Below are 21,663 nucleotides of genomic sequence, written 5' to 3' on the forward strand. Positions count from 1 at the left end.
TTAGAAAGTAAAACCGATATTAAAATTAATACGGTATAGCCATTTATCACTGTTTGGCGAGGTTGCAGAGGTATATCCTGTTGAATTGGTCGAGCCACCAATAATGTTGGAGTTTTTACCCCACGTATAATCTGCCCAAACCATAAATGGTGAAGCAATAAACATCATCCCTGTGGTATTCATTTGCGAGTCGGACCAATCATCACGTTTTTTATCGAGATAACTATAGTCATTATAAAACTTAATGGCTTTTAGCTTGCCCATATTGGTCACAGGCAACGTATAGGCAAGGTTTAAACTGGCAATCGTACCTTCCGAAGCAATGAAATAGGCTGGCGTAAGACCATTCGCCCCCATCAAAGTCATATCACTATTTACGCCATCCGGATTTTTAGCATCGTACTGATAGTGAATGACCGAACTTTGTAAGTTAAAGCGCTTATAGTTATTTTCAGTATGCAAACCGACTGCATAATATTTACCGTCTTTATCGGTAATATCATTATGTAACTGAGCAATTGCACCCGACACGCCAAACTCTTGCTTACCGAAATCAGTTTCTAACTTGCGAACAATGCGGGTATTCACCTGATTGCGCTTTTCATTTTGATAGGCTTTTTGAGATGGAAATGCATTTCCTGCCAAGTCATCATAAGTTGCACTTTCAGGGGAATAACGCAGGTTCGTCTCTAACATTTGAGGATAATAACCGAGTTTTACATCCCAATCTTTGTTGTGATAATTCCAGTTGATCCCCGGTGCAATGTTATTGCCATAACCTAAAAAGAATGGAATGTGATAGGTCCAGCCATTTTGCGGATAAGGATAAATCGTAAAAGGTTTATAAACTAGACCTGCTTCAATGCTGTTATTGGCATCTAAGTTATAGCCAACATATGCTTTTTCAATGGACGTTTTCTGTTGGTCTTGAACCATATAGCTGGTATTGATATAGGCATCATCAAATTTACCTTTGAGATCAACCCTGAAAATATCAAAATGGAGCTTACCAAAACCACGGTTTGGCCCTTCCCAATCTTCATAGCGTTGATTTAACCGAACCACCCCACCTAACTTTAATGAGTCGGTGCCGTCATCACTTTTCCATTCAAGCAATGAGTCTTTTGCAAATGCATTGACGCTTACCCCCAGCGTAAGCGGTGCAATGAATGCCATGATCAATGAAGTCTTTTTCATCTCTACATCCTTGATTGAGTTCCAGCGTCCTGCTGGAACTTTATTTGTTTTACCTGTAAAACTTCGTTTTTATTGTTTTTTAGACAAAAAAATTTATCTAAAAAAAGGATGGCTTAGCAGCTCCCATCGCATATGTACTAAACCATCCAAACTGGTTAATACAGTTTCTTTTGCGGTGGACCCGCGAAGTTTAATGGTCCAATCGAGTTCATATCGAGCTCAATCACGGTTGGCCCTTCAAAAGCAACAGCCTCTTGAATAACCGTTTTAAACTCATCTGCACTACCGACTTTCCAGCTTTTCACACCCATTGATTCGCCAAGGAGTTTGTAGTCAGGTGTATGCAATTCATTGAAATACTGACGACCACCGAAGTAGTTATTTTGAATGCCACGCATTACGCCATAACCACCGTCATTCATAATCATTAAGACCATGTTGGTGTTTTCTTGCACCATAGTTGCAATTTCACCAATACCCAGCATTAAGCCGCCATCGCCGACTAAACCAATTACTTTTTTATCAGGATTAGCAACTGAAGCACCAATTGCTGTTGCAAGACCTAAACCAATTGCACCCGCAAGTGAGTGGATGTTCTGGTTTGGTGCCTGTACAGGGAATAAACGACTGCCCCATGTACTACCCGACATAGTGATGTCACGTACAAAAATACCGTCTTGAGGTAAAGCTGCACGTAAGTGATCACAAATTAAAGCGTATTGATCGATTTGTTTGCGCAGTGCATCAATTGCAGCCTGTTTAGCCGCTACTACAGCAGCATCGTAATCAGCATCAACTTTTGAAGTCCCCTGAAGCTGTTCCAACACACGTGTTAAGACATCTTTAGCATCGCCACAAATGAAGTTGCGGATTTTGTAATTACGTTGCTGAGCCACTGGGTTGGCATCCACCTGAATAATGTTTTCAGGGAATTCAACCGAATAAGTTTTAGTTTCATTACTACGTAAACGAGAACCCACCACAACCATTAAGTCAGCATCTTTTAATAACTGCTCAACACCTGCTGAGTTATGAAAAGCACCTAAACTACGTGGATGATCATCTGCCAACACCCCACGGCCATGTGTAGATGAAACAACCGGAATACCTAAATCTGCAATTGCTTTAACTTCAGCAACACTATTTAAAGTTCCACCACCAATCCAGAAAATCGGACGTTTTGCTTTTTTGATTTCACTGACAAGAAGATCAATTTCAGCTTGCTCTGCCTGTGGCAACTCAAGTGCTTTGACTGGCCCTAAGTTAAGTGGCAAATCAATTTCTGCTGCCTGCACATCAATCGGCAGTTCAACACTTACCGGTCCCATTGGAACTGTGGTTGCTACACGGATGGCTTCACGAATCACACCAACAGCATTGTCTGGGCTGGTAATACGGAACGCCGCTTTGCTTGATGCGCGCAAGAATGTAAGTTGGTCTTTAGTTTCATGGATGAAACTTGCATCACGGTCGAGATATTCACGCTCAACTTGACCTGTTAAATGCAATACAGGGCTACCCGCATTCATTGCTTCAATGAGTGAACCCACCGCATTACCTGCACCAGCACCCGTACTGGTTAACGCTACACCTAGGCCTTTAAAGCGTGAGTGTGCATCTGCCATAGTAACCGCACCCGCTTCACCACGAGCTGCGACAAAGCGCATTTTTTCACGGCGCCCTACTGCATCGGCAATAGGTAAATTGTGGATGGAAATAACACCATAAATACTATCAACTTGGTGCGCTTCTAAAACTCTTGCGATTGCTTCGCCTACATTTACACGTTCAGTCATGTCTATTCCTCAAAATTTGTTTTCAGTCCTTGAATTTATTAATCGCACCAAGGGTTAGGCTGTTCATTCAGCCCCATATAAATACTCTTTTGTTGCATGTACGATAAAATGCCCAAACGGCCTTTTTCGCGTCCGATTCCACTGTCTTTAAAGCCACCAAACGGCGCACTAATCGAGAATTTTTTGTAGGTATTAATCCATACCGTTCCCACTTCTAAGGCACGTGCAATACGCCAAGCTTTGCGATAGCTTTCAGTCCAGATACCTGCAGCAAGGCCAAAACAACTGTCATTGGCTTGGGCAATTAAATCTTGCTCGTTGTCATATTTCATAACCACTAAAACAGGACCAAAAATTTCTTCCTGACAGGTTTGAGCACTGTTATTTAAGCCCGTGATAATGGTGGGTAAGTAATAGCTTCCTTTGGCATAGTCACCAGCCGTAAGCGCTTCACCACCAATTAGAACCTGACCACCTTCGCTTTTAGCAAGCTGCACATAACGGTCAACTGACTGCAAATGTTTGTCATTGACCAGTGGACCTAAATGCACACCAGCTTGTTCTGGATGGCCCACACGTAAGCCTTTGGTAATTTCAACCAAACGCGTTAAAAACTGATCGTAAAGACTGCTATGAATAAACAAGCGAGAACCTGCGATACACGCTTGGCCTGCCGAGCTAAAAATACCGTACGCGACACCTTTAGCTGCCAGTTCGACATCCGCATCTGGCAAAACGATGGTTGGTGACTTACCACCTAACTCAAGCGAAGTAGTAATCAGTTTATCTGCGGCAATGTGTGCCAAATGACGTCCCGTGGTTGTTCCACCTGTAAAAGAAATTTTACGAACCAATGGGTGCTGAGCAATAGCATCACCAATCACAGAACCACGCCCCACTAACACACTGAGTAAGCCTTTTGGTAAACCTGCTTCTTCAAAAATTTTGGCAAGCTCTAAAGCAATGAGTGAAGTTGCTTCTGCTGGTTTTAACACTACGGCATTTCCTGCTGCCAAAGCTGGAGCAAGCTTTTGAACTTCACTCGCAATTGGAGAGTTCCAAGGGGTAATTGCTGCCACAACACCTACTGGTTCATGCACGCTCATGGTCATAAAGTCTGGAGCACGTTGAGTGGTGAGCTCATCGTTCAGCGTTTCACAAGCCGCCGCAACATAGCGTGCAGTTGCCGCCGCACTCATCACCAACCCACGAGTTTCTGTTAAAGGCTTACCATTATCACGTGTTTGTAATTTTGCTAATTCATCTACACGCGCTTCAATAATATCTGCAACTTTGTAGAGAATACGTGCGCGCTCATGCGGCAAGCTATTTCTCCAGCTCGGTTGACGCCAAGCCTGATCCGCTTTTTCAATTGCTTCATTTACATCTTCAAGCGTTGCTGTTGAAAGCTCAGCGTTTACCGACTGATCTGCCGGAAACAGGCTTTGAATGACTGCACCACGGCCTAATCGCCATTCACCTGCAATATAAATTTCCTTTGCCATGATCAAATCCCTCTTAAATCTGTATTGCTTCTACGCTGTTGCGACAAGCACGAATCACGCTAAGCGCAGCCAAAGTTGATGTTTTTGGGTTACTTGGCAACGGCACACCCACCAGTTCAATAGTCATTTGTCCAAAACCACCTTCTGCCACAATGGTGTGTTTGTTTTTGTTGATGGTTGGATCAACAGTTAACTCAACCATGGTTTCATCCATTCCAAGCCCTGCAAGCGCAATCGTTGCTGCAACGTTGGCATTGGCTGGAAATTTGGTCGCAGCTTCACGCGCAGTTCCAGTGAAAAAGACTGTAGGTTCAGCAACATGGTCTAGATCAACCAACTGCTCTGCATAACTGCCCTTCCAGCTTTTTGGACTTTTACAGCCTTTATAAGTGACTTTTTGCAAACCACCTTCTTTAGCCGCAGAAATACCATCAATACCTGCGATAGCTCCTGCCAGTAAATGCAGATGTGCATCATTTTTTTCGGCAGTTTGTTTAAGCTGAACCAGAAACTCGCTATCAGCCAAAGTACCCACCGAAATCAGACCAATGGTCCAGCCTTTCGCTAAAACTTTTTGAGCATGCTCTTTCACTGCTGCTTGACCTGCCACCTCAATGACATAGTCTGGCGTACCATCGCATTGCTCAATATCAGAAATCACTTGAATGTCAGACGAGACTTGTGACTGCACTTTTTCAATGCTGCGAGATGGCACGACAATCCATTTGAGTTGCAGATCTTGAGGCAAGTGGGCATACACTTCTGCTGCCATTGCGCCAAAACCAATCATCATCAACTTTTTCATGACAGCACCTAATATTTATAAATGTTTGTTAAAACCACCTGAGACATCTATTGCCGAACCTGTGGTGTAAGATGCCAATGGTGATGCCAAGAAAACTAAAGCACGTGCAGGCTCTTCTGGACGACCTAAACGCTGCATAGGAATGCCACGATTTTTTGCGATATTGCCTGTCCACTCTTCCCATGACAGATTTAAATCTGAACGGGTTTCATAACGGCGTTTCCACTGCGCAGATTCAACCATTCCAAGTAAAATCGAGTTCACGCGAACGCCATATTGAGTAAACTCATGTGCCAAAGAATGGGTTAAGTTCAACAGTGCAGCGCGTGCAGATGACGTCGCAATCATATGTGGCTCTGGTTGCAATGCCAATAACGAGTTCACATTGGTAATTGAGGCATTTGCCGACTGTTTTAAGTCGTCGAGAAAAGCCCGTACCGGATGTAAAACACTGAAATATTTCAGCTCAATTTCTTTCATCCAGTCTTCATCTTGTGTATTTTCAAAATTTGAAACACGGCCTTGTCCAGCATTGTTAATCAGCATATCCACATTGCCCAAATTGAGTTTGACCTCTTTGGCAAATTGCTGAACTTCTTCTTTTTTCAATACATTGCATACTTTGGTAAAAATATTGGCATGTGGAAATTTTTCTAAAATATAGTGCTTTGAAGCATTTAAACGCTCTTCATCGCGACCACACCAAGCAACTTTTGCACCCTCTGCAACCAGTATTTCAACAGCAGCCAGCCCAATCCCAGATGAGCCACCGGTAACAACTGCAACTTTTCCTTCAACTTGGAAGCTCATAATCCTTAATCTCTCTTACGATTGTTCCTGAATCGTCAACATAATTTGGTTAAATGCTTGCGGTTGGTCGACATAACTTAAATGTCCTGCATCTTCTATGACGAAGCGCTGTTCCAACTGCAATTCCTGAGCAAGCTCTTGTATACCTAACGCAGGAGTGATTTGATCTTGCTGCCCTGCAATCACTGTGCATGGGACTTTTAAATGGGTTAAGTAATTACGTATTTCGTCATATGCAAGTAAGTACGATGCATGTGTGAAACCTTTTAGGGTCAGCTGCTGCATCACCTCTGAAACTAAAGCTAAGGCTTGTGGCTCTTGTTTATAAATCAAATGAGGTCCACGGCTTTCGGCCATTCCTTTAGCACCAAGTTCTTTCAACATTTTTGGTCTTTTTTCAAAAACCTGAATTTGTGTCTGTTCATCGTGGCGTTGGTAGCCTTGTGCCAAGTTAGCAACAACTAAATGTTCCACTCGCTCTGGGTAAAGTGCAGCAAATGCACTGGCCTGTAAGGCACCTAATGAGTGTCCGACCACAATTGCTTTTTCAATTTTTAAAACATCTAACAATGCTGCCAAACGCTTTGCGTAGTCAGTAGCATTGGGCTGATCAGTTAAAAGTTCATCTGATTTGCCATAGCCCGGTGCATCCCAGGCAATGACATGAAAATGATGAGACAGCACTTCAAGTTGGTTTACCCATGAAGCAGAACCGGAACTAATGCCATGCAACAGCACAAGGTATTCGCCCTGACCAGCTTCCCGATAGGCTTGTTGCTGGCCTTGAACATTGACCGTTTTCACCGGAAATTCTGCTAACTTTTCAATGAGTGTCATCATTTTTAATTCTTTCCTTTCATTCACTTCATCAAACAATTAACGTTTGATTTGAGACAATGGATGCTCTGGTGGATAGTTAGGAATTGTTGGTTTACCTGTTCCCAACATCACACACATCAAGGCATCTTCTTGTCCTGGGTTAAACAAACCACGGTAAATACCCGGTGGAATTGAAATCAGGTCACGCTCTTTTAAACGGGTCTCAAATTTTTCGCCGTTGTGCTCAATGAACAAATCAATTTCGCCGCGGAGCATAAAGAACACCTCTTCAACATCGTGGTGAATATGCAAAGGACCTTCACACTGTGGTGGTAGAACCATGGTTGAAAACGTGAAGTTTTCTGCTGGAACGGTGTTACCGTCATTTGCAACACCTGTTGCACCCGTACCCATGTAACGCATTTGTGCACGGCGATATTTCGGGTCGTAATCTGCTTGGAACTTCAAAGCATCGAAGTCGTATTTACGTGTCTCAAAGCGAGCAATACGTGTGTTTAACCAATCTTCTAAAGAAGCACCCTCTGGTTGTGCCCACGATTCGAATTGTTGTGTAGTCATTTTTTAAACTCCTATACAGTGAATTAATAACGTTTTAAAAGAGGAACCAAGAACAACGACCCAATGACAGCGACGGCAGCCAAGAAGGTAATTCCTAAATTAAAACTATGTGTTTGCATCACGATGTAACCGATAAGAACAGGCGCAATTGCACTTGCAAAATTACCTAAACCGTTAAATATTCCACCCGCAGTCGCACCTACATTTGAGGTCGTCACTCTTGCAAGCAGAGCAAATACAGCTGCTACTCCAAAACCCCACGCCATAGCACTTAAAGACATGGCAGCAATAATCAATAGTGGCTCAGTCATAATGACCATCACATACATGAAGATGCCCGCGAGTAGTAAACCGCTAAATACTTGAATTGCGCGGCGGCCTAACTTGTCAGATAAAAACGCACCGATAATTTCGCCAATTAACATGGCAATGAATGGAAAGCTTGAATACATCCCAAACTCTTTGAGATTGAATCCTTTGTCTTGCATTAAGTAAGAAGGAACCCAGCTGTTTAAGCCCCACAAATACGTCATCAATGCAATGTTAAAGAGACAAACCAACCAGAATGCGCTGTTGCTGAGCAGCAATTTAGTATTGGTAATGTGACCTTTGAAGTTGGTGCGTTTACTCTCGCCCTCAATTTCGACAGTTTTCTTGAGCTGCAAGTTACGTAAACCAAAAACAATGCTAAAAATCGCAATCAGGGTTAGCGCAGCCATCACAAAAAAAGTGGTATGCCAGTCGTGGTGAGCTAAAACATTTGCAGTGATCGGGAACCCAAGGAATGCACCAATCGGTGTTCCAAGTAAGAACATGGTAGAAGCACGTGCCTGCTGACGATCCGTATAAGTCTGCTTAACAATGGTGTATGCCAAGGCAAATAACGGGCCTTCTGCTAAACCAAGCAGTACACGTAAAACCAACATGCCTGAATAACTGGTGGTGAACCCCATACAGAACATGAGTACGCCCCACGACGTTACGCTCCAGAACAGCATTTTCTTTGGGTTAAAGATGTCACCCAAAAAGCTGAGAAAGACTGATGAAAAACCATAAGCAAGTAAGAAACTTGTCATGAGCCATCCAAGCTTGGCCTTATCTTCAGCAATTCCCATTGCACTTTGAAAATGAGGATCTGAAAATAAAACCGCAATACTAATCTTGTCGAAAAACGCCAGTACCACACACACCATAAGGACAAAAGCAGGTACCCAATGCTTCAATCCACTTTTTTCTTCATTACTCATGTGTCATTCCTTCGATTTGGTAATGAGAACCAGATTTAATGTTTTACGGTTTTAACTTCATGACATTAAATTCAGCATCTGCTAATAGTTTTGGATCTAAAACGGTGTTGGCTTGCATCCAACGTTTTGCCAGTTTGACCAGTTTAGAATCATTAATGGCAATCATGTTGAGCAAACGATTTTCATGGTCCAGATATAAATAGCTCACCTGATCTCCACCGCCTTGGCGAATGACTACTTCCTTCGTTTTTTCAGGTTGATACGTACCTAAAATCTGGATATTAAAGTGATATTGATCTGACCAAAGCCATGGAATATCGCTATATTCAGTTTCAATTCCGAGCATCGACTTTGCTGCTGCAATAGCCTGATTTTGTGCATTTGCCCAAGACTGAATGCAATAACCCAAGCCCGGATGAATAGCGACATCACCTGCGGCATAAATGTTTTGATCTGAAGTTTGTCCAAAACAATTCACCACAATGCCATCTTTTACATCGAGACCAGCATGTACACCTAACTCTTTGGCAATCTCAGCGCCTGCACCTACCACCACACAGTCAAATAACTGACTATTTTGTGGATGATTCACCACTTCAACTTTCTGATTCGGCGCTTCAACCAAATGAAGGCTCTTGCTGTCTAAATGAATTTTTGTACCTTGGGTTTCATGTATATTTTTTAAAAATGCAGAAACTTCCGGACTCACACTTCTTGCACACAAACGGTCGCCATATTCAAAAATATGAACATCTTTACCTTGCTTACGTGCAGTTGCAGCAATTTCTAAACCAATCCAGCCGCCGCCGATCACAGCGACATTTTTGGCATTCTTTAAAATTTCAGCCAAACGCTCACAGTCATGCACATTACGTAAAGTCACAACATTTGGAATGAACTGCCATGTATTAACGGGTACACGCGCACGGCTTCCAGTTGCAATCAGCAATTTGTCATACGGCAAAATCTGACCACTTTCTAAATGAACCTGTTTTTGCTCACGATCGACTTTTGTTGCAATTTCCGGTTTATGCCATTGAACGTTGAACTCTTGAACCTGTTCAGGTGAGAACAGATTCAAACTTTCATACGTTGCTTCTTTTGAAAGCACTTGCTTAGACAAAGGTGGACGCTCATAAAACACTTGGTCTTCATTAGAAACCACGTGAATTTCGCCCACATAACCATTTTGACGTAAGGTACTTACTGCCCAACCCGCTGCCTGTCCGGCACCTACAATTACGATCTTTTCCATAGCTATCTTCCTTGTTCAGCAGCACCTGTTAAACAGGCTTCACCTGACGGCGGGTTGTGTCATCAAGACCACCTTCAATCGCCCATTCGGTGAAAAGCTCTAGACGATGTTCTTCTACACGTGGCTGCCATTCTTCTGTCAAATAGTCATCGTTAGTGTAATATTCAAATGCACCGCCCAATGGTGAGTTGACGTACCAGAAATAAGCAGAAGAAATTGGGTGACGTCCCGGCCCAATAAAGGTCGACCATTCCGAACGGTTCATATTTAAACCGCCCCCAATCACCTCATGAATATCACGTACTACAAACGCAACGTGATTTAAGCCAGCAGGTTTATTTGGAACACTGAGCAAGAATAAATCATGGTGATAACCTTTACCGCGACAACGTAAGAATGCACCGCGATTTTTGTAAGCATCAGATAAATGAAAGCCTACTTTCTCGATATAGAAGTTCTCAGTTGTTGCTAAATCCGGTGTGAAGAACACCACATGTCCAATCGCAACAGGTTGACCCTTTTCATAGACAGGACTTGCTGCATTAACACGTTGAATGTTGCCGTATTGATTAATACCTTCCGTTTTAAGTTCAGGTACTTCTTTAACAAAACTTTGTTCAAAACGAATGGTCATGCCATTTGGGTCGAGACACTGAACTGTATTTTCAGTACGTTTAAAACCGTCTACATCGACCAAACGAGTTGCCAAGTCATCAAGGTCTTGAGCACTTTCAACACCCCAAGTCACTTCACGTAAAGTTGAACCTTGCTCAATAGCAGTCGGCAAACGCTCATCATCACAATTAAATAGATAAATCTTGCTACCATTTTGAGTTTGGTAAAGATCAGTGCCTTCAATATCCGAAGTACTTTGGCTTAAACCAAAATCTGCCAAAAACTTGTTTGAAGCGGCTCTATCTTCAACTCCAAACTTTAAAATCTCGATCCCTGTAATCATTTGACTACTCCTTAGTTAAAGACAAAACCGCCATTGACCGGAATATTTTGACCTGTCACGAAAGAGGACAAATCCGACAGTAGATACAATGCTGTTCCATTTAAATCTTGTGGAAGTTGCTGACGTTGAATCGCTCTTCCGTTCACATATAAATCGTGACGTTCCTGTGGCACATATTCGGTTGCTTCAACCAGAGTAAGGCCCGGTGACAAGGTGTTGACACAGATATTGAACTGTCCCAACTCTCTTGCCATTGAACGTGTCATGGCAACAATTGCACCTTTACTCGCAACATAAGCCATCAGGTTCGGTGCGCCCCAAAGTGCTGTATCGGAAGCAACATTAATAATTTTGCCAGCAGCCGATTGCTTTAGATGGGGAACGCATGCCTTACTGATGAGCCATGTGCCTTTCACATTAATATTCATGACTCGATCCCAAAGTTCAGGATCATAATCAATCATATTTTTTCCACCCACATTGGTTGCCAGGGCCGCGCAATTCACAAGGCCATCTAGTCCTTGTAATACTTCCACGCTTTTTGCAACCGCACTTTCAATAGAGTCTGCATTGGCAAGGTCAACGGTGACAGCATGAACGTTTAGCCCTTGTTGCTGTAACGCTCGTGCTTCTTGTTGTACCAAGTCAGATAAAATATCTGCCATCACAACTTCAGCACCTGACTCGGCAATAGCTTGAGCGAAATCTCGACCTAAACCACGCGCTGCACCAGTTACTAAAACTTTTTTGCCTTGCAACAACGCTACATTAGCCATGAGCTTCTTCCTGCATCTCGATACGGTTTGATGCATTTAGCGCAGCAATTTTCTTTAATTGCTTCTCAGCTTCTTTTTTCATTAAACGGCGTAAACGTGCAAGACCCACATCGTGTTGATAGAGGAACTCTTTTTCACGCGCATTTGGCGCAAGATTTTCTAAAATAATGCGGTCTTGTTCCAATACATCCCAATGCAACTGTTCTAAGTGATTGCGATATAAGAAACGCCATACATTACGTTGCCAACCACTTACCTTACGGCAGCGCCAGAAAAATACGCGGGTATTGTTGGCATCAATTGGCGTTGCATAGCCCACAATCCAGAATTCGCCGCCTGGGCCAAATTGTTTGCGGTATGGAATTGAAAGACGTAACCAGCTTGCACCTGTTGAACCGTATTCAACCCAGTCAAAGTTCACACCTGTTTGACCTTCTTTTTCAAAAACAAAGCCCTTATCGGTGGTGCGATGCTTCATCTCTGCAGTACGCTCACCATCAGCCATCGAGTGTGATGTCGCGTGTAAATAGGTCCCATGCATTGGGTCCATCACATTATCAATCGCGTATTGATGGTTTACTTTCCAGTCTGCTTGGCAAAGGAACGCACTCCACTCTTCACTTGCAAGTTGCTCTGGAAACTCAAGCGGTGCTGGTTGTTCATTTGCATCAATACCAAACCAGATAAAGATTGCGCCATGCTGCTCAATTACCGGATAGTTCTTTAAACATTTAGTTCCAGTCATTGGACATTCATGAACCGCTGGCACATCAGCAACCACACCATCAGCACGAACTTCAACACCGTGATACCAGCAAGCAACTCGGTCACCTAAGTTCCAACCAAGGGAAAGACGAGCACCGCGGTGTGGACAGCGATCTTCAAGTGCATGAACCTGACCTTCGGCATCACGCCAAACCACAATATTTTCGCCTAAACGGGTAATTCCGACTGGATTAGCAGCGACTTCCCAACTTGCTAAAACCGGATGCCATTGGTCACGTAAACCAAGTTCTAAATATTCTTCAGCGCTTTGTGAAGTTGATACGATTGCGTTCATTTTATTCTTCCCTGAATCAATAACCTAAACGTTGCATTTCTTCTGTAAAGCTTGCAGAAGTCCATTCATCACCAGATTCACAGCGGAAACCCTGTTGATTAAGTGCAGAAACAACGTCATCTAACTCTGTTGCGCCCGCAGAAAATGCCTGAATCAAGTTTTTTACAAAATCCTGTTCATAGAGAGTTGGCCCTTTATAACGTGTCTGCCAAACCAACAATTCAGATTGACCTGGAATTTGAATATTGTTGATACCTGCTTCGGTTGCCGGCGTTGCATGAATCCAGCTTGCCAACTTTTCATTAAATGTCTTCATTGTTCTGCTTCCTTGTACATGTGAGGACTAGAGTTGAATTTGAATATCCTGTCCTTCAACACGAACTGGGTACGTACATAGGTTTCTACACCCTGGCCCACTTTTTAGCTCACCTGTTTGAATGTCAAAAATTGCTTCGTGCAATGGACATTCAACAGTCTGATCTTCGATAAATCCTTCGGTTAATAAGGCATACGCATGAGGGCAAACATTTTCGATAGCAAAGTAATTTTCATCGACGAAAAATACGCCTATTTTTTTCCCTTCAATTTCGATGGCTTTCGGCTCATCTTCGCTAACGTCACCCTGCTGACAAACTGAGATCCAACTCATACCTTGCGTCCTCATTTTGTTTTATATACAAAACATAATTTGATTTTCAAAACACAAGCTAAGCATAATCCCCTTGATCATTTTTTGTCAAAGTAAAAATAAATATAAAATTCATTGTGTTATTAATTTTTAAATATTTTGTTACGTTTCAAGAAGGAAACAAAGTTTTAAATATAAAAATTGTTTTATGCATTTTTAACAATTACAATAGTTATAAAATAAAGCAGCATGCCCCAAATTGAATCATGTTTTATTTATAGGAAAATGACACGAATGAGCATAGCAATTGATGAAGATTCGCAAGAATCGGAAACAACAAAAAATGATGATCGATATTTAGTTCCCGGACTTGTACGGGGTTTAGCTATCTTGCAAGCATTTAATCAACAAGCGCAAGAAATGACCATTACAGAAATTGCTGAAATTTTAGAAGTGAACCGTTCTAGTGCATTTCGTCTGATCTATACACTCGAATCTTGTGGCTATTTAAGAAAAGCATCTCAAAAAACTTATGCTCTCGATTCGAAAGTCATGGAACTTGGTTTTAACAGTTTATCTAAACTTTCATTACTCGATTTATCGACACCTTTAATGAAAGAACTACGTGACCAAACCAAACTCGCGGTACATCTTTCAATTTTAGAAGGCACTCATATTGTCTTTGTAAATAATATCCAGTCGATGGGAACCTTCACGAGCAACATTAGCTTAGGAACTCGCTGGCCTGCCCATGCAACCGTCATTGGTCAAATGCTTTTATCTGATTTACCTGAAACTGAAGTACGTCAGCGTTACCGCAATTTTAGCGATTGGGACAGTTTCTCTGAACTAACCCCAACCAATTTAAAAGCTTTATTGCAAAGACTTTCTTACGTAAAAACTCAAAAAACCATGGTGAGCTGGGGTCATTACAACCATGATATGGCAGCCTGTGCAGCGCCTATTTTTAAACAGTCAAACGGTAAAATGGTCGCTGTTATCTCTGTAAGTTGTCCAATTACGACTTATGATGAAAGAACATTTAAAGAAGATATCGCAAGTTTAGTTGTTGAAACAGCGAATAAAATTTCCAAATTTATTTATTAAAAAAAGCGACGTTAAGTCGCTTTTTTTTAGATTTTATTTCATAAATTAAAAATTACTTTTTAAAACGTTCTCATTCATATCTTTAAAGATAATTGTCGAATCATTTTCTTTAATATCAAATTTTAAATACTGCTGTTTAAACTGGATTACCGCATAAAACTCTTCAGCACCATCATCTAAACCTGTCGCAGAAATCTGGCTGCCTTGAGGAAAATCCTTGAGCCATGCAGCGTTATAAAAATCAGACACAGAATTAAACTCACAATATTCTTTTGGCTTGGCCATTATTTTTGCAGCAATTTGATCAAACTGTTGTTGTTTATAGACCTCTAAGCTCAACAACATGATCACTCTCCAAATTAAAGCTGGTTTGAGGCTAAAAACTGTTTCTTTTTAACCTTTTCCCATTGATACCAACCATAAGCTGCCATCAAAACAAATGCTGCATACAAAGCGGCTGTTAAAAATAAATCTTTATAGATGAACATACCGACATAAATAATATCGACAAATACCCAGAGTATCCAAGTCGCAATATGTTTTCGACTAGTCCAGTAGGTTGCGAGTAAACTAAATGCGGCAAGCTGTGAGTCGAGCATAGGCACCGCTGCATCGGTAAAGTTTTTAAGAATTAAGCCAAAAAGTAAACCACCTACCGCGGCAATGATCATTTGGATGATAGCGGTTTGAACTGCAATCGGTTCAATTCGAATATCGTGATCTTGCTGCTTTCCTTTGAGCCAGTAGTAAAAGCCATAAAAATTTACCACCATAAAAAAGAACTGCAAAATCGTTTCGCCATATAGCTTAAATTCGTAAAACAAATAGGCATATAAAACAAAGGCAAAGAAATTAAACAGCCAACACCACATATTACGGATTACCGTTAATCCGACTCCAATCAGGCTAATCAAGACTGCAAAGATTTCTAGAGGTGACATAAAAACAGCTGCTTATTGAGATCAATTTGACGAAGTATTATGAGAAAAATATAAAGCGAAGCAAACTGCTAATTTAAATAAATTATGCAAATTGGCATTGTCTGAGGTTTTATTCTTTTCTAATGTCATCGATTTATTTCAATGCACAGACAAAAGAAATACTGATCGAGTCGCAAAACAAATTATATTTGCTAGTTTTTAAACGATTGTTTAAAACATGATTAAAGACAAATAAAGAGCGTGACAATATGTCAAATCAAGAAGGAAAAGTCAGCCGTGAAACTCGCGGACATATTTTTTTAATTGGCCTAGATCGGGCAGCAAAACGTAATGCTTTTGATAGTCACATGATCAAAGACTTATCACTAGCGCTCACCGAATATGAAAATAATGATGCCCTGCGCTGCGCGGTTATCTTTGCTCATGGCGATCATTTTACAGCTGGTTTAGACCTACTTGAGTTACAACCTAAACTCGCTACAGGTGTTTTTGATTTTAGTGAAAATGAAATTAATCCTTGGGGCACAATAGGCCGGAAACTGAGTAAACCTTTGATAGTGGCAGTACAAGGTTATTGTTATACCGCTGGTATAGAACTATTTCTCAACGCAGATATTACGATTGCGAGTGAAAATACACAATTTGCTCAAATGGAAGTTCAACGTGGCATCTTACCTTTTGGCGGAGCTACTGCACGTTTTACTCAAGCCGCGGGTTGGGCCAAAGCCATGCATTATTTACTCACTGGTGACTCTTTCGATGCAAAAGCAGCATTTGATATGAACCTGATTACCGAAATATGCCCAGAAGGTTCTCAGCTCAATCGTGCAATAGAACTTGCTGAACATGTTGCGCAAGCTGCTCCTCTTGCTGTAAAAGCGACTCTCGCCTCTGCGCGTGAAGCTATTAACGAAGGTTACGAGGTTGCCTTTAATCACCTGCAAAACCATCTTCAACCTTTGCTCACCACAGAAGATGTTCAAGAAGGTGTATTTGCCATGTTACAAAAAAGACCGCCTGTTTTTAAAGGTAAATAATACCTGCACAAGCACTGCGCTCTACAGTTTAAAACCTATGGATATACAGAAATTAGCGTAAAAAAAAGCCCACACGATGCGGGCTTTTTTTATTAATTGGCTTTATTCAACTCTAACGATTTTACCTAATTCATCATGGTGAACGACTGTAATTTTCTGACTACGTCCCTGCTCAATTTCATGTTCAGGTAAATCAAAATAGCGCGCATAATCATCTGTCTGTTTTGTTTTAAGCGCATTACCACCAACACGATGCTCAGGCAGCACATGACTCCACAACAATAAACAAATTGCACAAGCAATTAACGCAGTAATGCCATGTTCAATACCTAAACCAAAGGCACTAAACAAACGGTGAACCAAATGTGTTTTTTGGAGCTCAGCCAAAACCCAGATCAGTACAAATGGACGCCACAGCAACAACCAAACCGCCCACATCATGGCTGTGCTTGTTGTAGAAGCATAGCGTTTATGCCATGGTAATTGACGGCGTAAATCAATAATCAACGAATTTGTCTTCATTTCTCTCTTTACCTAACGAAGTGCTGTGGTTTTCCCCAGACATCAATACAGCACGATCTTTAAAATCTCATGACTCTTGCATTTCATCCACGAATGCCCCGATCCGGGCTCACCCAACGCGCACGTTTCTCATCTCCACGTTTTAAAACTTTTGGAAATGCCACAATAGTTGCCGAGATGGTGATTAGCCAAAAGACCAATGGATACCAGATCATCCAGAAATAGTTTTTTCCCAGATGTGGTTCATAACGACTATCCATCCATTTGCTTAAAGCAAACTGAATGAGACAGGTTGCCCCCAGTAAAATACCGCTACCATACGGTAAAAATGGAGAGCTCACAACGGCTAAAGCAGGGACCGGTAAAATAAAATGTACCAACCATAATAAAGCCATCGCCAACATTAAATACGACCAAACTAAGGTTAAGCACAGCTCAAACATTAATGGCCATAAAAAATTTAATTTTGGCTTAGTGAACACATCAATATTTTTAATTAATACCTGTGCCCCACCCATAGCCCAACGTAAACGTTGTTTCCACAAACCGTTTAAAGTTTCAGGCATTAAAATCCAGACCAAGGCATTCGGTTCAAAACGAATGTCCCAACCTGCGCGCTGCAATTTCCAAGTAATATCGATATCTTCAGTCAACATATTGGGTGACCAATAATCGACCTGGTGAACAGCGCTCTTACGAAAAGCGGTAATTACACCCGATACGGTAAATAAGCGTCCAAAGGTACGTTGTGCACGTTTAATCATGCCGACAATCGAAGAAAACTCACCGACCTGAATACGCCCTAGCAAAGTTGAGCGAGTACGGATACGCGGGTTACCCGTCACAGCTGCAACTGTTGGATTTTCCTGAAAATGACGAATCATCCACTTTGCTGCATGAGGATCAAGTAAAGCATCGCCATCAATACCAATTAAAAACTCGGCATCGGTCATTAAGCTTCCGGCTTGCAACCCCATGGCTTTACCTTGGTTTTGCGCCAAATGAACAACACGTAGTTTTTCATGTTGTGCTGCTAAATGGTCGAGTACCTCTCCTGTATTGTCCGAGCTACCATCATTAATCGCAATCACTTCAAAATGAGGATAGTCCAGTTTTAATGCATGGCTAATGGTTTCTTCTGCATTATCCCCTTCATTAAAACAAGGAATTAACACAGCGACTTTTGGATAACTCTCTAACGGAGCAGGTTGATCGTAAGGCGGAGCCTGACGTTCTTTCCAATAGAAAATGATCGCGCCAATCATCCATAAATACGACATGAATAATGGATAATAGAAAACGAATTTTAAGGCATGCGACCATATTGCAGCAAAGATTGTCATGTTTTAGCCTCAACTACGGCACAAGACGAGATGATTTTTCAGCAAATGCTTTATGCATAGTGTCCACATCCGGATGATCTTTAATTGGGTCATCTGGGTAATATCCGACATGCATTACACCTTGCTGATAAAGAGAATGAATTGTTGCGGCCATTTCAGTTGAAGGTACCTTTTCGTTTTTACGCCAGTCGGTTGCTTGTAATTCAAAAACGGTTTTCTTAATGCCATTTGGATATTGTTTCACGCGATCAACCATATCTTTATAGAACTGATCAGCATTATCTACCTGTTCCATATAAGGCATTGCCATAATAGCCGTAAAGTCATAGCGTTTTAACGACTCTTCAAGCGATTGTGAATACCAGTTTTCTGCATATGGTTTTAAAGCAACTTGCGCATATAAGTTACGTGCGGTAAGTAAGAACGGTTCATATTGTCGCACGTCATCAACGAGTTGCATTGCAAAATCATCTAGATATTTTGTCTTATATGCCGTCCATTTTTGCAAATCTTGATCGTTATCGCGAATTTTTGCCAAATCTGTAGGTAAACCTTGTTTCGCATAAGCTTTTAAGGCATCTGGGCTTGCATCTTCATAGTCAGATAAGGTGACGTCGTCATGGAATAAAATTCCGTTAAATGAAGATGACTTAGCCAAATCTTGATAAATCTCACGAATAGTTTGGCGTACGTCTGCTGAGAACGGACTTAAACGGATATAACCCATGTTGAGGTGTTCACCTGTTTTTGCTTGCTCCGTCACAACCAAATCTTTAGAAACTGGATCAGTTTTTGGTAGTTCCCATGCCAATAAAGGCATCCACGCGTAAATACGACTTACAGGCGTACGCGTTTGAATTTGCCATGCTACACGGTTAAACAAGTCGGCACGCATTGGAATATGTCGGTTCGGGAAATACACCATATCAGCAGAGCCATTCGCATCTGGATCTGAAAATGCTTGTAAATAGACTGTATTTACGCCCATCGCATTAATTCTGTCTAACAAGTGACCTAGATTACGCTCTTGCTGTTTCGGGTCTGGATCATAAATATAGTCCAGATCGACATGCATAATTTTTTGCGGACGATTGTTATCCGTTAAATTCAATTCACGATTTTTAATTTCTTGAGCCAAATCATCAGTCGTCATATCGCCTTCTACCAAAATACGGCTCATATTTTGGAGAGATTGTTTTGCGTGGTCTGCCCCATCATCAAGTGTAATGGTAATTGGCATACCAAGCTTTTTAGCAATTTGAACTGTTTGCATATTATAGCGACCATAAGGCCATACCATAATACGTGGTGAACGTAAGCCGTGTGCTTTAAGTAGTTCGTTATTTTTCTTTAAGTCGTTATAAATACGTGCCTGATATTGTGCATCGTTCTCGTAGGTTTGAGTTTTTACATCATAAAAACGAGTAGTTGCAGCAGGTTCAGAGTTGCCTTGCGGGTTGCCTGTAATACCACGGTGCAAATGATAGCTATGGTTTGCAATTTCTACAAAGCCACTATCTTGCATTTCTTTCAGCTCAGGCCAGCTTAAGATCTTATCGCGTGGAATTTCTTCCCCTGAAAAATCGACTTTCTGCCCTGCTTTTGGCTCTAACCATGAACCTACTACTGCGAGTACTACAGGGATTTTTTTAGCTTTAATAACAGGATAAGCATTTTGATAAAAAGATTGATAACCATCGTCTACAGTTAATAGAACAGGTTTTGTAGGTAATTGAAATTTACCTTGATGAGCACGGATCAACTGATCAACCGTAATAAAATGGAATCCGTTTTTTTGCAGCCATTCAACATGCTGTGTAAATTGTTGAGTCGTCACTGCATATTGAGGAATTAGTGCATTTTTAGTATCGGTAATTTCATGATAACCAATCACCGTAAGTGTTGACGCGTCCAGTTTAGGTGGTTTGGCTAATGCCATGCCTGACAAACCTGCCAGAGCTAAGCCAAGTGATATGTTCAACAAAGGAGATGCAAAGCGGATAATCATGAAATAGCGTCTCAATAACAATATAGATTATTTATGCGAAGTTTGATTTTAAGACGCAAATTTTTTGGAATTTGGTCTTAATGTCAGCCTGCCCATAAATGAACAGTTTCTCAGTCAGCATTTATAATCAAATAATCTGAAAATAATCTTAAATATTCAAAAAGCTAAAATATAAATTAATAATGTATTTATATTTAAAGCTCATATAAACAAGAAAGCCCTCTAAAGGGCTTTAAGTTCTTCACTAGTCACGAGTTTTGACATCGAATAATTCAATTTCAAAAATTAAATTAGAATTAGCTGGGATAATCTTACCCATTTTACGCTCGCCATAAGCTAAATGAGCAGGTACCATTAATTTACGCTTACCGCCAACTTTCATTCCCATAATGCCTTGGTCCCAACCTTTAATTACACGGCCTGTTCCAATCACACATTCAAAATAATTACCGCGGTCAATTGAAGAATCGAATTTTGTGCCATCTTCTAACCAACCTGTATAGTGAGTCGTGATTAAAGCGCCTTTAACAGCCTCTTTACCCTCGCCTACTTTTAAATCGATAATTTCTAATTCATTTGACATGGTTTACCCCTTAATCTGAATCTTTAAAATCGCAGTTGGTACATTAGTGTACCAACTGAATCTGTAGAATTTGTTGCGCTTTTCTGTGTTACTGTAACTGTGTCCACACAACATTTGCTTGACCCTTTTCACCTAAAAGCGTCCACTCGTTGTCCATGACATTTAATTGAAGCTGCATCGTACGTTCACACAGTGGCTCTAGCTCTACTGTACTTTGAGGGGCAATTTGCCAAACCTGAACGTTACTTAACGTTTTAATTTTACTGTTTCGTTTCCACCAGTCTTCGACTTGTGTGCCATAAACAACAATCGCCACTGTTTTACAACGTGCACTGGCTTTTTTGACTTTATCTTCAGATGGTAAACCAACTTCAATCCATGTTTCTAACTGACCCGTTAAATCTTTTTGCCATAACGCTGGCTCGTCAGTTTCAAAAAGGTCTTTAGTAAACTCAAGCTCATCACTTGCGAAACGAGCAAAGGCCATCAAACGAACCATTAAGCGTTCTAAAGTTTCCGAAGGATGCAAGGCAAGCGTCAGTTGATAATCACCATAAATATGGTCATCCATATTGGCAATATTCAAGTCTGCCTTATAAATTGTTGCTTTAAGCGCCATGATTAATATGTCCCAAAATTTGGCGCTAAGGATACTCGATTTTGGATAAGAAATTATAAAAAAACTGA

At 41.2% G+C, this 21,663-nt stretch carries 23 protein-coding genes; 2 read left to right on the plus strand and 21 right to left on the minus strand.

The window, feature by feature from the left end:
• From KIP84_RS13720 to KIP84_RS13785, 14 genes are all read right to left on the minus strand, one after another.
• Window positions 1-1,197 carry a hypothetical protein gene (locus tag KIP84_RS13720; RefSeq protein ID WP_213688743.1) on the minus strand — a complete coding sequence of 399 codons (1,197 nt, stop codon included), beginning with the start codon at window positions 1,195-1,197 and terminating at the stop codon, window positions 1-3.
• Window positions 1,198-1,352: 155 nt separating this feature from the next.
• Complete coding sequence (locus KIP84_RS13725; protein ID WP_016141928.1) at window positions 1,353-2,993, minus strand: thiamine pyrophosphate-binding protein; 1,641 nt, start codon at window positions 2,991-2,993, stop codon at window positions 1,353-1,355.
• A gap of 38 nt (window positions 2,994-3,031) precedes the next feature.
• The gene (locus tag KIP84_RS13730) at window positions 3,032-4,498 is read right to left on the minus strand and encodes an aldehyde dehydrogenase (protein ID WP_005803007.1); all 1,467 of its coding nucleotides are present in this window, start codon (window positions 4,496-4,498) and stop codon (window positions 3,032-3,034) included.
• Window positions 4,499-4,511: 13 nt separating this feature from the next.
• Complete coding sequence (locus KIP84_RS13735; protein WP_126645470.1) at window positions 4,512-5,303, minus strand: aspartate dehydrogenase; 792 nt, start codon at window positions 5,301-5,303, stop codon at window positions 4,512-4,514.
• A 15-nt stretch (window positions 5,304-5,318) separates the two neighbouring features.
• The gene (locus tag KIP84_RS13740; RefSeq protein WP_000009978.1) at window positions 5,319-6,113 is read right to left on the minus strand and encodes an SDR family oxidoreductase; all 795 of its coding nucleotides are present in this window, start codon (window positions 6,111-6,113) and stop codon (window positions 5,319-5,321) included.
• 15 nt (window positions 6,114-6,128) lie between these two features.
• Window positions 6,129-6,953, minus strand: coding sequence for an alpha/beta hydrolase (locus KIP84_RS13745; protein ID WP_213688744.1), 825 nt, complete (start codon window positions 6,951-6,953; stop codon window positions 6,129-6,131).
• A 36-nt stretch (window positions 6,954-6,989) separates the two neighbouring features.
• On the minus strand, window positions 6,990-7,511 hold the full coding sequence (locus tag KIP84_RS13750) for a cupin domain-containing protein (protein WP_002117566.1): 522 nt from the start codon (window positions 7,509-7,511) through the stop codon (window positions 6,990-6,992).
• 23 nt (window positions 7,512-7,534) lie between these two features.
• Window positions 7,535-8,758 carry an MFS transporter gene (locus KIP84_RS13755; protein WP_014206034.1) on the minus strand — a complete coding sequence of 408 codons (1,224 nt, stop codon included), beginning with the start codon at window positions 8,756-8,758 and terminating at the stop codon, window positions 7,535-7,537.
• A gap of 43 nt (window positions 8,759-8,801) precedes the next feature.
• Entirely contained in the window at window positions 8,802-10,013 is a 1,212-nt protein-coding gene (locus KIP84_RS13760) for an FAD-dependent oxidoreductase (protein ID WP_206234644.1), read from the minus strand.
• A gap of 28 nt (window positions 10,014-10,041) precedes the next feature.
• On the minus strand, window positions 10,042-10,971 hold the full coding sequence (locus KIP84_RS13765; RefSeq protein ID WP_213688745.1) for a VOC family protein: 930 nt from the start codon (window positions 10,969-10,971) through the stop codon (window positions 10,042-10,044).
• An 11-nt stretch (window positions 10,972-10,982) separates the two neighbouring features.
• Window positions 10,983-11,747 carry an SDR family oxidoreductase gene (locus tag KIP84_RS13770; protein ID WP_213688746.1) on the minus strand — a complete coding sequence of 255 codons (765 nt, stop codon included), beginning with the start codon at window positions 11,745-11,747 and terminating at the stop codon, window positions 10,983-10,985.
• Window positions 11,740-12,807, minus strand: coding sequence for an aromatic ring-hydroxylating dioxygenase subunit alpha (locus tag KIP84_RS13775; RefSeq protein WP_119685590.1), 1,068 nt, complete (start codon window positions 12,805-12,807; stop codon window positions 11,740-11,742). Before KIP84_RS13775 ends, KIP84_RS13770 begins: the two co-directional genes overlap by 8 nt.
• A gap of 16 nt (window positions 12,808-12,823) precedes the next feature.
• On the minus strand, window positions 12,824-13,123 hold the full coding sequence (locus KIP84_RS13780) for a recombinase-like helix-turn-helix domain-containing protein (RefSeq protein ID WP_213688747.1): 300 nt from the start codon (window positions 13,121-13,123) through the stop codon (window positions 12,824-12,826).
• A gap of 27 nt (window positions 13,124-13,150) precedes the next feature.
• On the minus strand, window positions 13,151-13,456 hold the full coding sequence (locus KIP84_RS13785) for a non-heme iron oxygenase ferredoxin subunit (protein ID WP_002117586.1): 306 nt from the start codon (window positions 13,454-13,456) through the stop codon (window positions 13,151-13,153).
• A 273-nt stretch (window positions 13,457-13,729) separates the two neighbouring features.
• Between KIP84_RS13785 and KIP84_RS13790 the strand changes: the two genes are divergently transcribed.
• A complete protein-coding gene (locus KIP84_RS13790; RefSeq protein WP_017399043.1) occupies window positions 13,730-14,542 on the plus strand; it encodes an IclR family transcriptional regulator in 813 nt (270 codons plus the stop codon).
• A 45-nt stretch (window positions 14,543-14,587) separates the two neighbouring features.
• On the opposite strand, the gene KIP84_RS13795 is transcribed toward KIP84_RS13790, so the two are convergent.
• Together KIP84_RS13795 and pnuC are read right to left on the minus strand one after the other, a co-directional pair.
• On the minus strand, window positions 14,588-14,887 hold the full coding sequence (locus KIP84_RS13795) for a hypothetical protein (protein WP_069119712.1): 300 nt from the start codon (window positions 14,885-14,887) through the stop codon (window positions 14,588-14,590).
• A 14-nt stretch (window positions 14,888-14,901) separates the two neighbouring features.
• The gene (gene pnuC, locus KIP84_RS13800) at window positions 14,902-15,483 is read right to left on the minus strand and encodes a nicotinamide riboside transporter PnuC (RefSeq protein WP_213688748.1); all 582 of its coding nucleotides are present in this window, start codon (window positions 15,481-15,483) and stop codon (window positions 14,902-14,904) included.
• Window positions 15,484-15,731: 248 nt separating this feature from the next.
• Here pnuC and KIP84_RS13805 point away from each other — a divergent pair, with 248 nt between their 5' ends.
• The gene (locus KIP84_RS13805; RefSeq protein WP_213688749.1) at window positions 15,732-16,520 is read left to right on the plus strand and encodes a crotonase/enoyl-CoA hydratase family protein; all 789 of its coding nucleotides are present in this window, start codon (window positions 15,732-15,734) and stop codon (window positions 16,518-16,520) included.
• Between the two features lie 102 nt (window positions 16,521-16,622).
• On the opposite strand, the gene pgaD is transcribed toward KIP84_RS13805, so the two are convergent.
• The 5 genes from pgaD to KIP84_RS13830 form a co-directional block, all read right to left on the minus strand.
• Window positions 16,623-17,042 carry a poly-beta-1,6-N-acetyl-D-glucosamine biosynthesis protein PgaD gene (gene pgaD / locus KIP84_RS13810; RefSeq protein WP_017403159.1) on the minus strand — a complete coding sequence of 140 codons (420 nt, stop codon included), beginning with the start codon at window positions 17,040-17,042 and terminating at the stop codon, window positions 16,623-16,625.
• Between the two features lie 83 nt (window positions 17,043-17,125).
• Window positions 17,126-18,385 carry a poly-beta-1,6-N-acetyl-D-glucosamine synthase gene (pgaC, locus tag KIP84_RS13815; RefSeq protein ID WP_213688750.1) on the minus strand — a complete coding sequence of 420 codons (1,260 nt, stop codon included), beginning with the start codon at window positions 18,383-18,385 and terminating at the stop codon, window positions 17,126-17,128.
• A 13-nt stretch (window positions 18,386-18,398) separates the two neighbouring features.
• Window positions 18,399-20,393 carry a poly-beta-1,6-N-acetyl-D-glucosamine N-deacetylase PgaB gene (gene pgaB / locus KIP84_RS13820; RefSeq protein ID WP_213688751.1) on the minus strand — a complete coding sequence of 665 codons (1,995 nt, stop codon included), beginning with the start codon at window positions 20,391-20,393 and terminating at the stop codon, window positions 18,399-18,401.
• A gap of 244 nt (window positions 20,394-20,637) precedes the next feature.
• Window positions 20,638-20,976, minus strand: a complete 339-nt coding sequence (locus KIP84_RS13825; RefSeq protein ID WP_039757052.1) for an FKBP-type peptidyl-prolyl cis-trans isomerase — start codon at window positions 20,974-20,976, stop codon at window positions 20,638-20,640.
• Between the two features lie 88 nt (window positions 20,977-21,064).
• Window positions 21,065-21,595, minus strand: a complete 531-nt coding sequence (locus KIP84_RS13830; protein WP_213688752.1) for a YaeQ family protein — start codon at window positions 21,593-21,595, stop codon at window positions 21,065-21,067.
• Window positions 21,596-21,663: the final 68 nt, after the last annotated feature.

The organism is Acinetobacter sp. BHS4 (assembly GCF_018454425.1).
In the GTDB taxonomy this organism is placed as follows: Bacteria; Pseudomonadota; Gammaproteobacteria; order Pseudomonadales; family Moraxellaceae; genus Acinetobacter; species Acinetobacter pittii.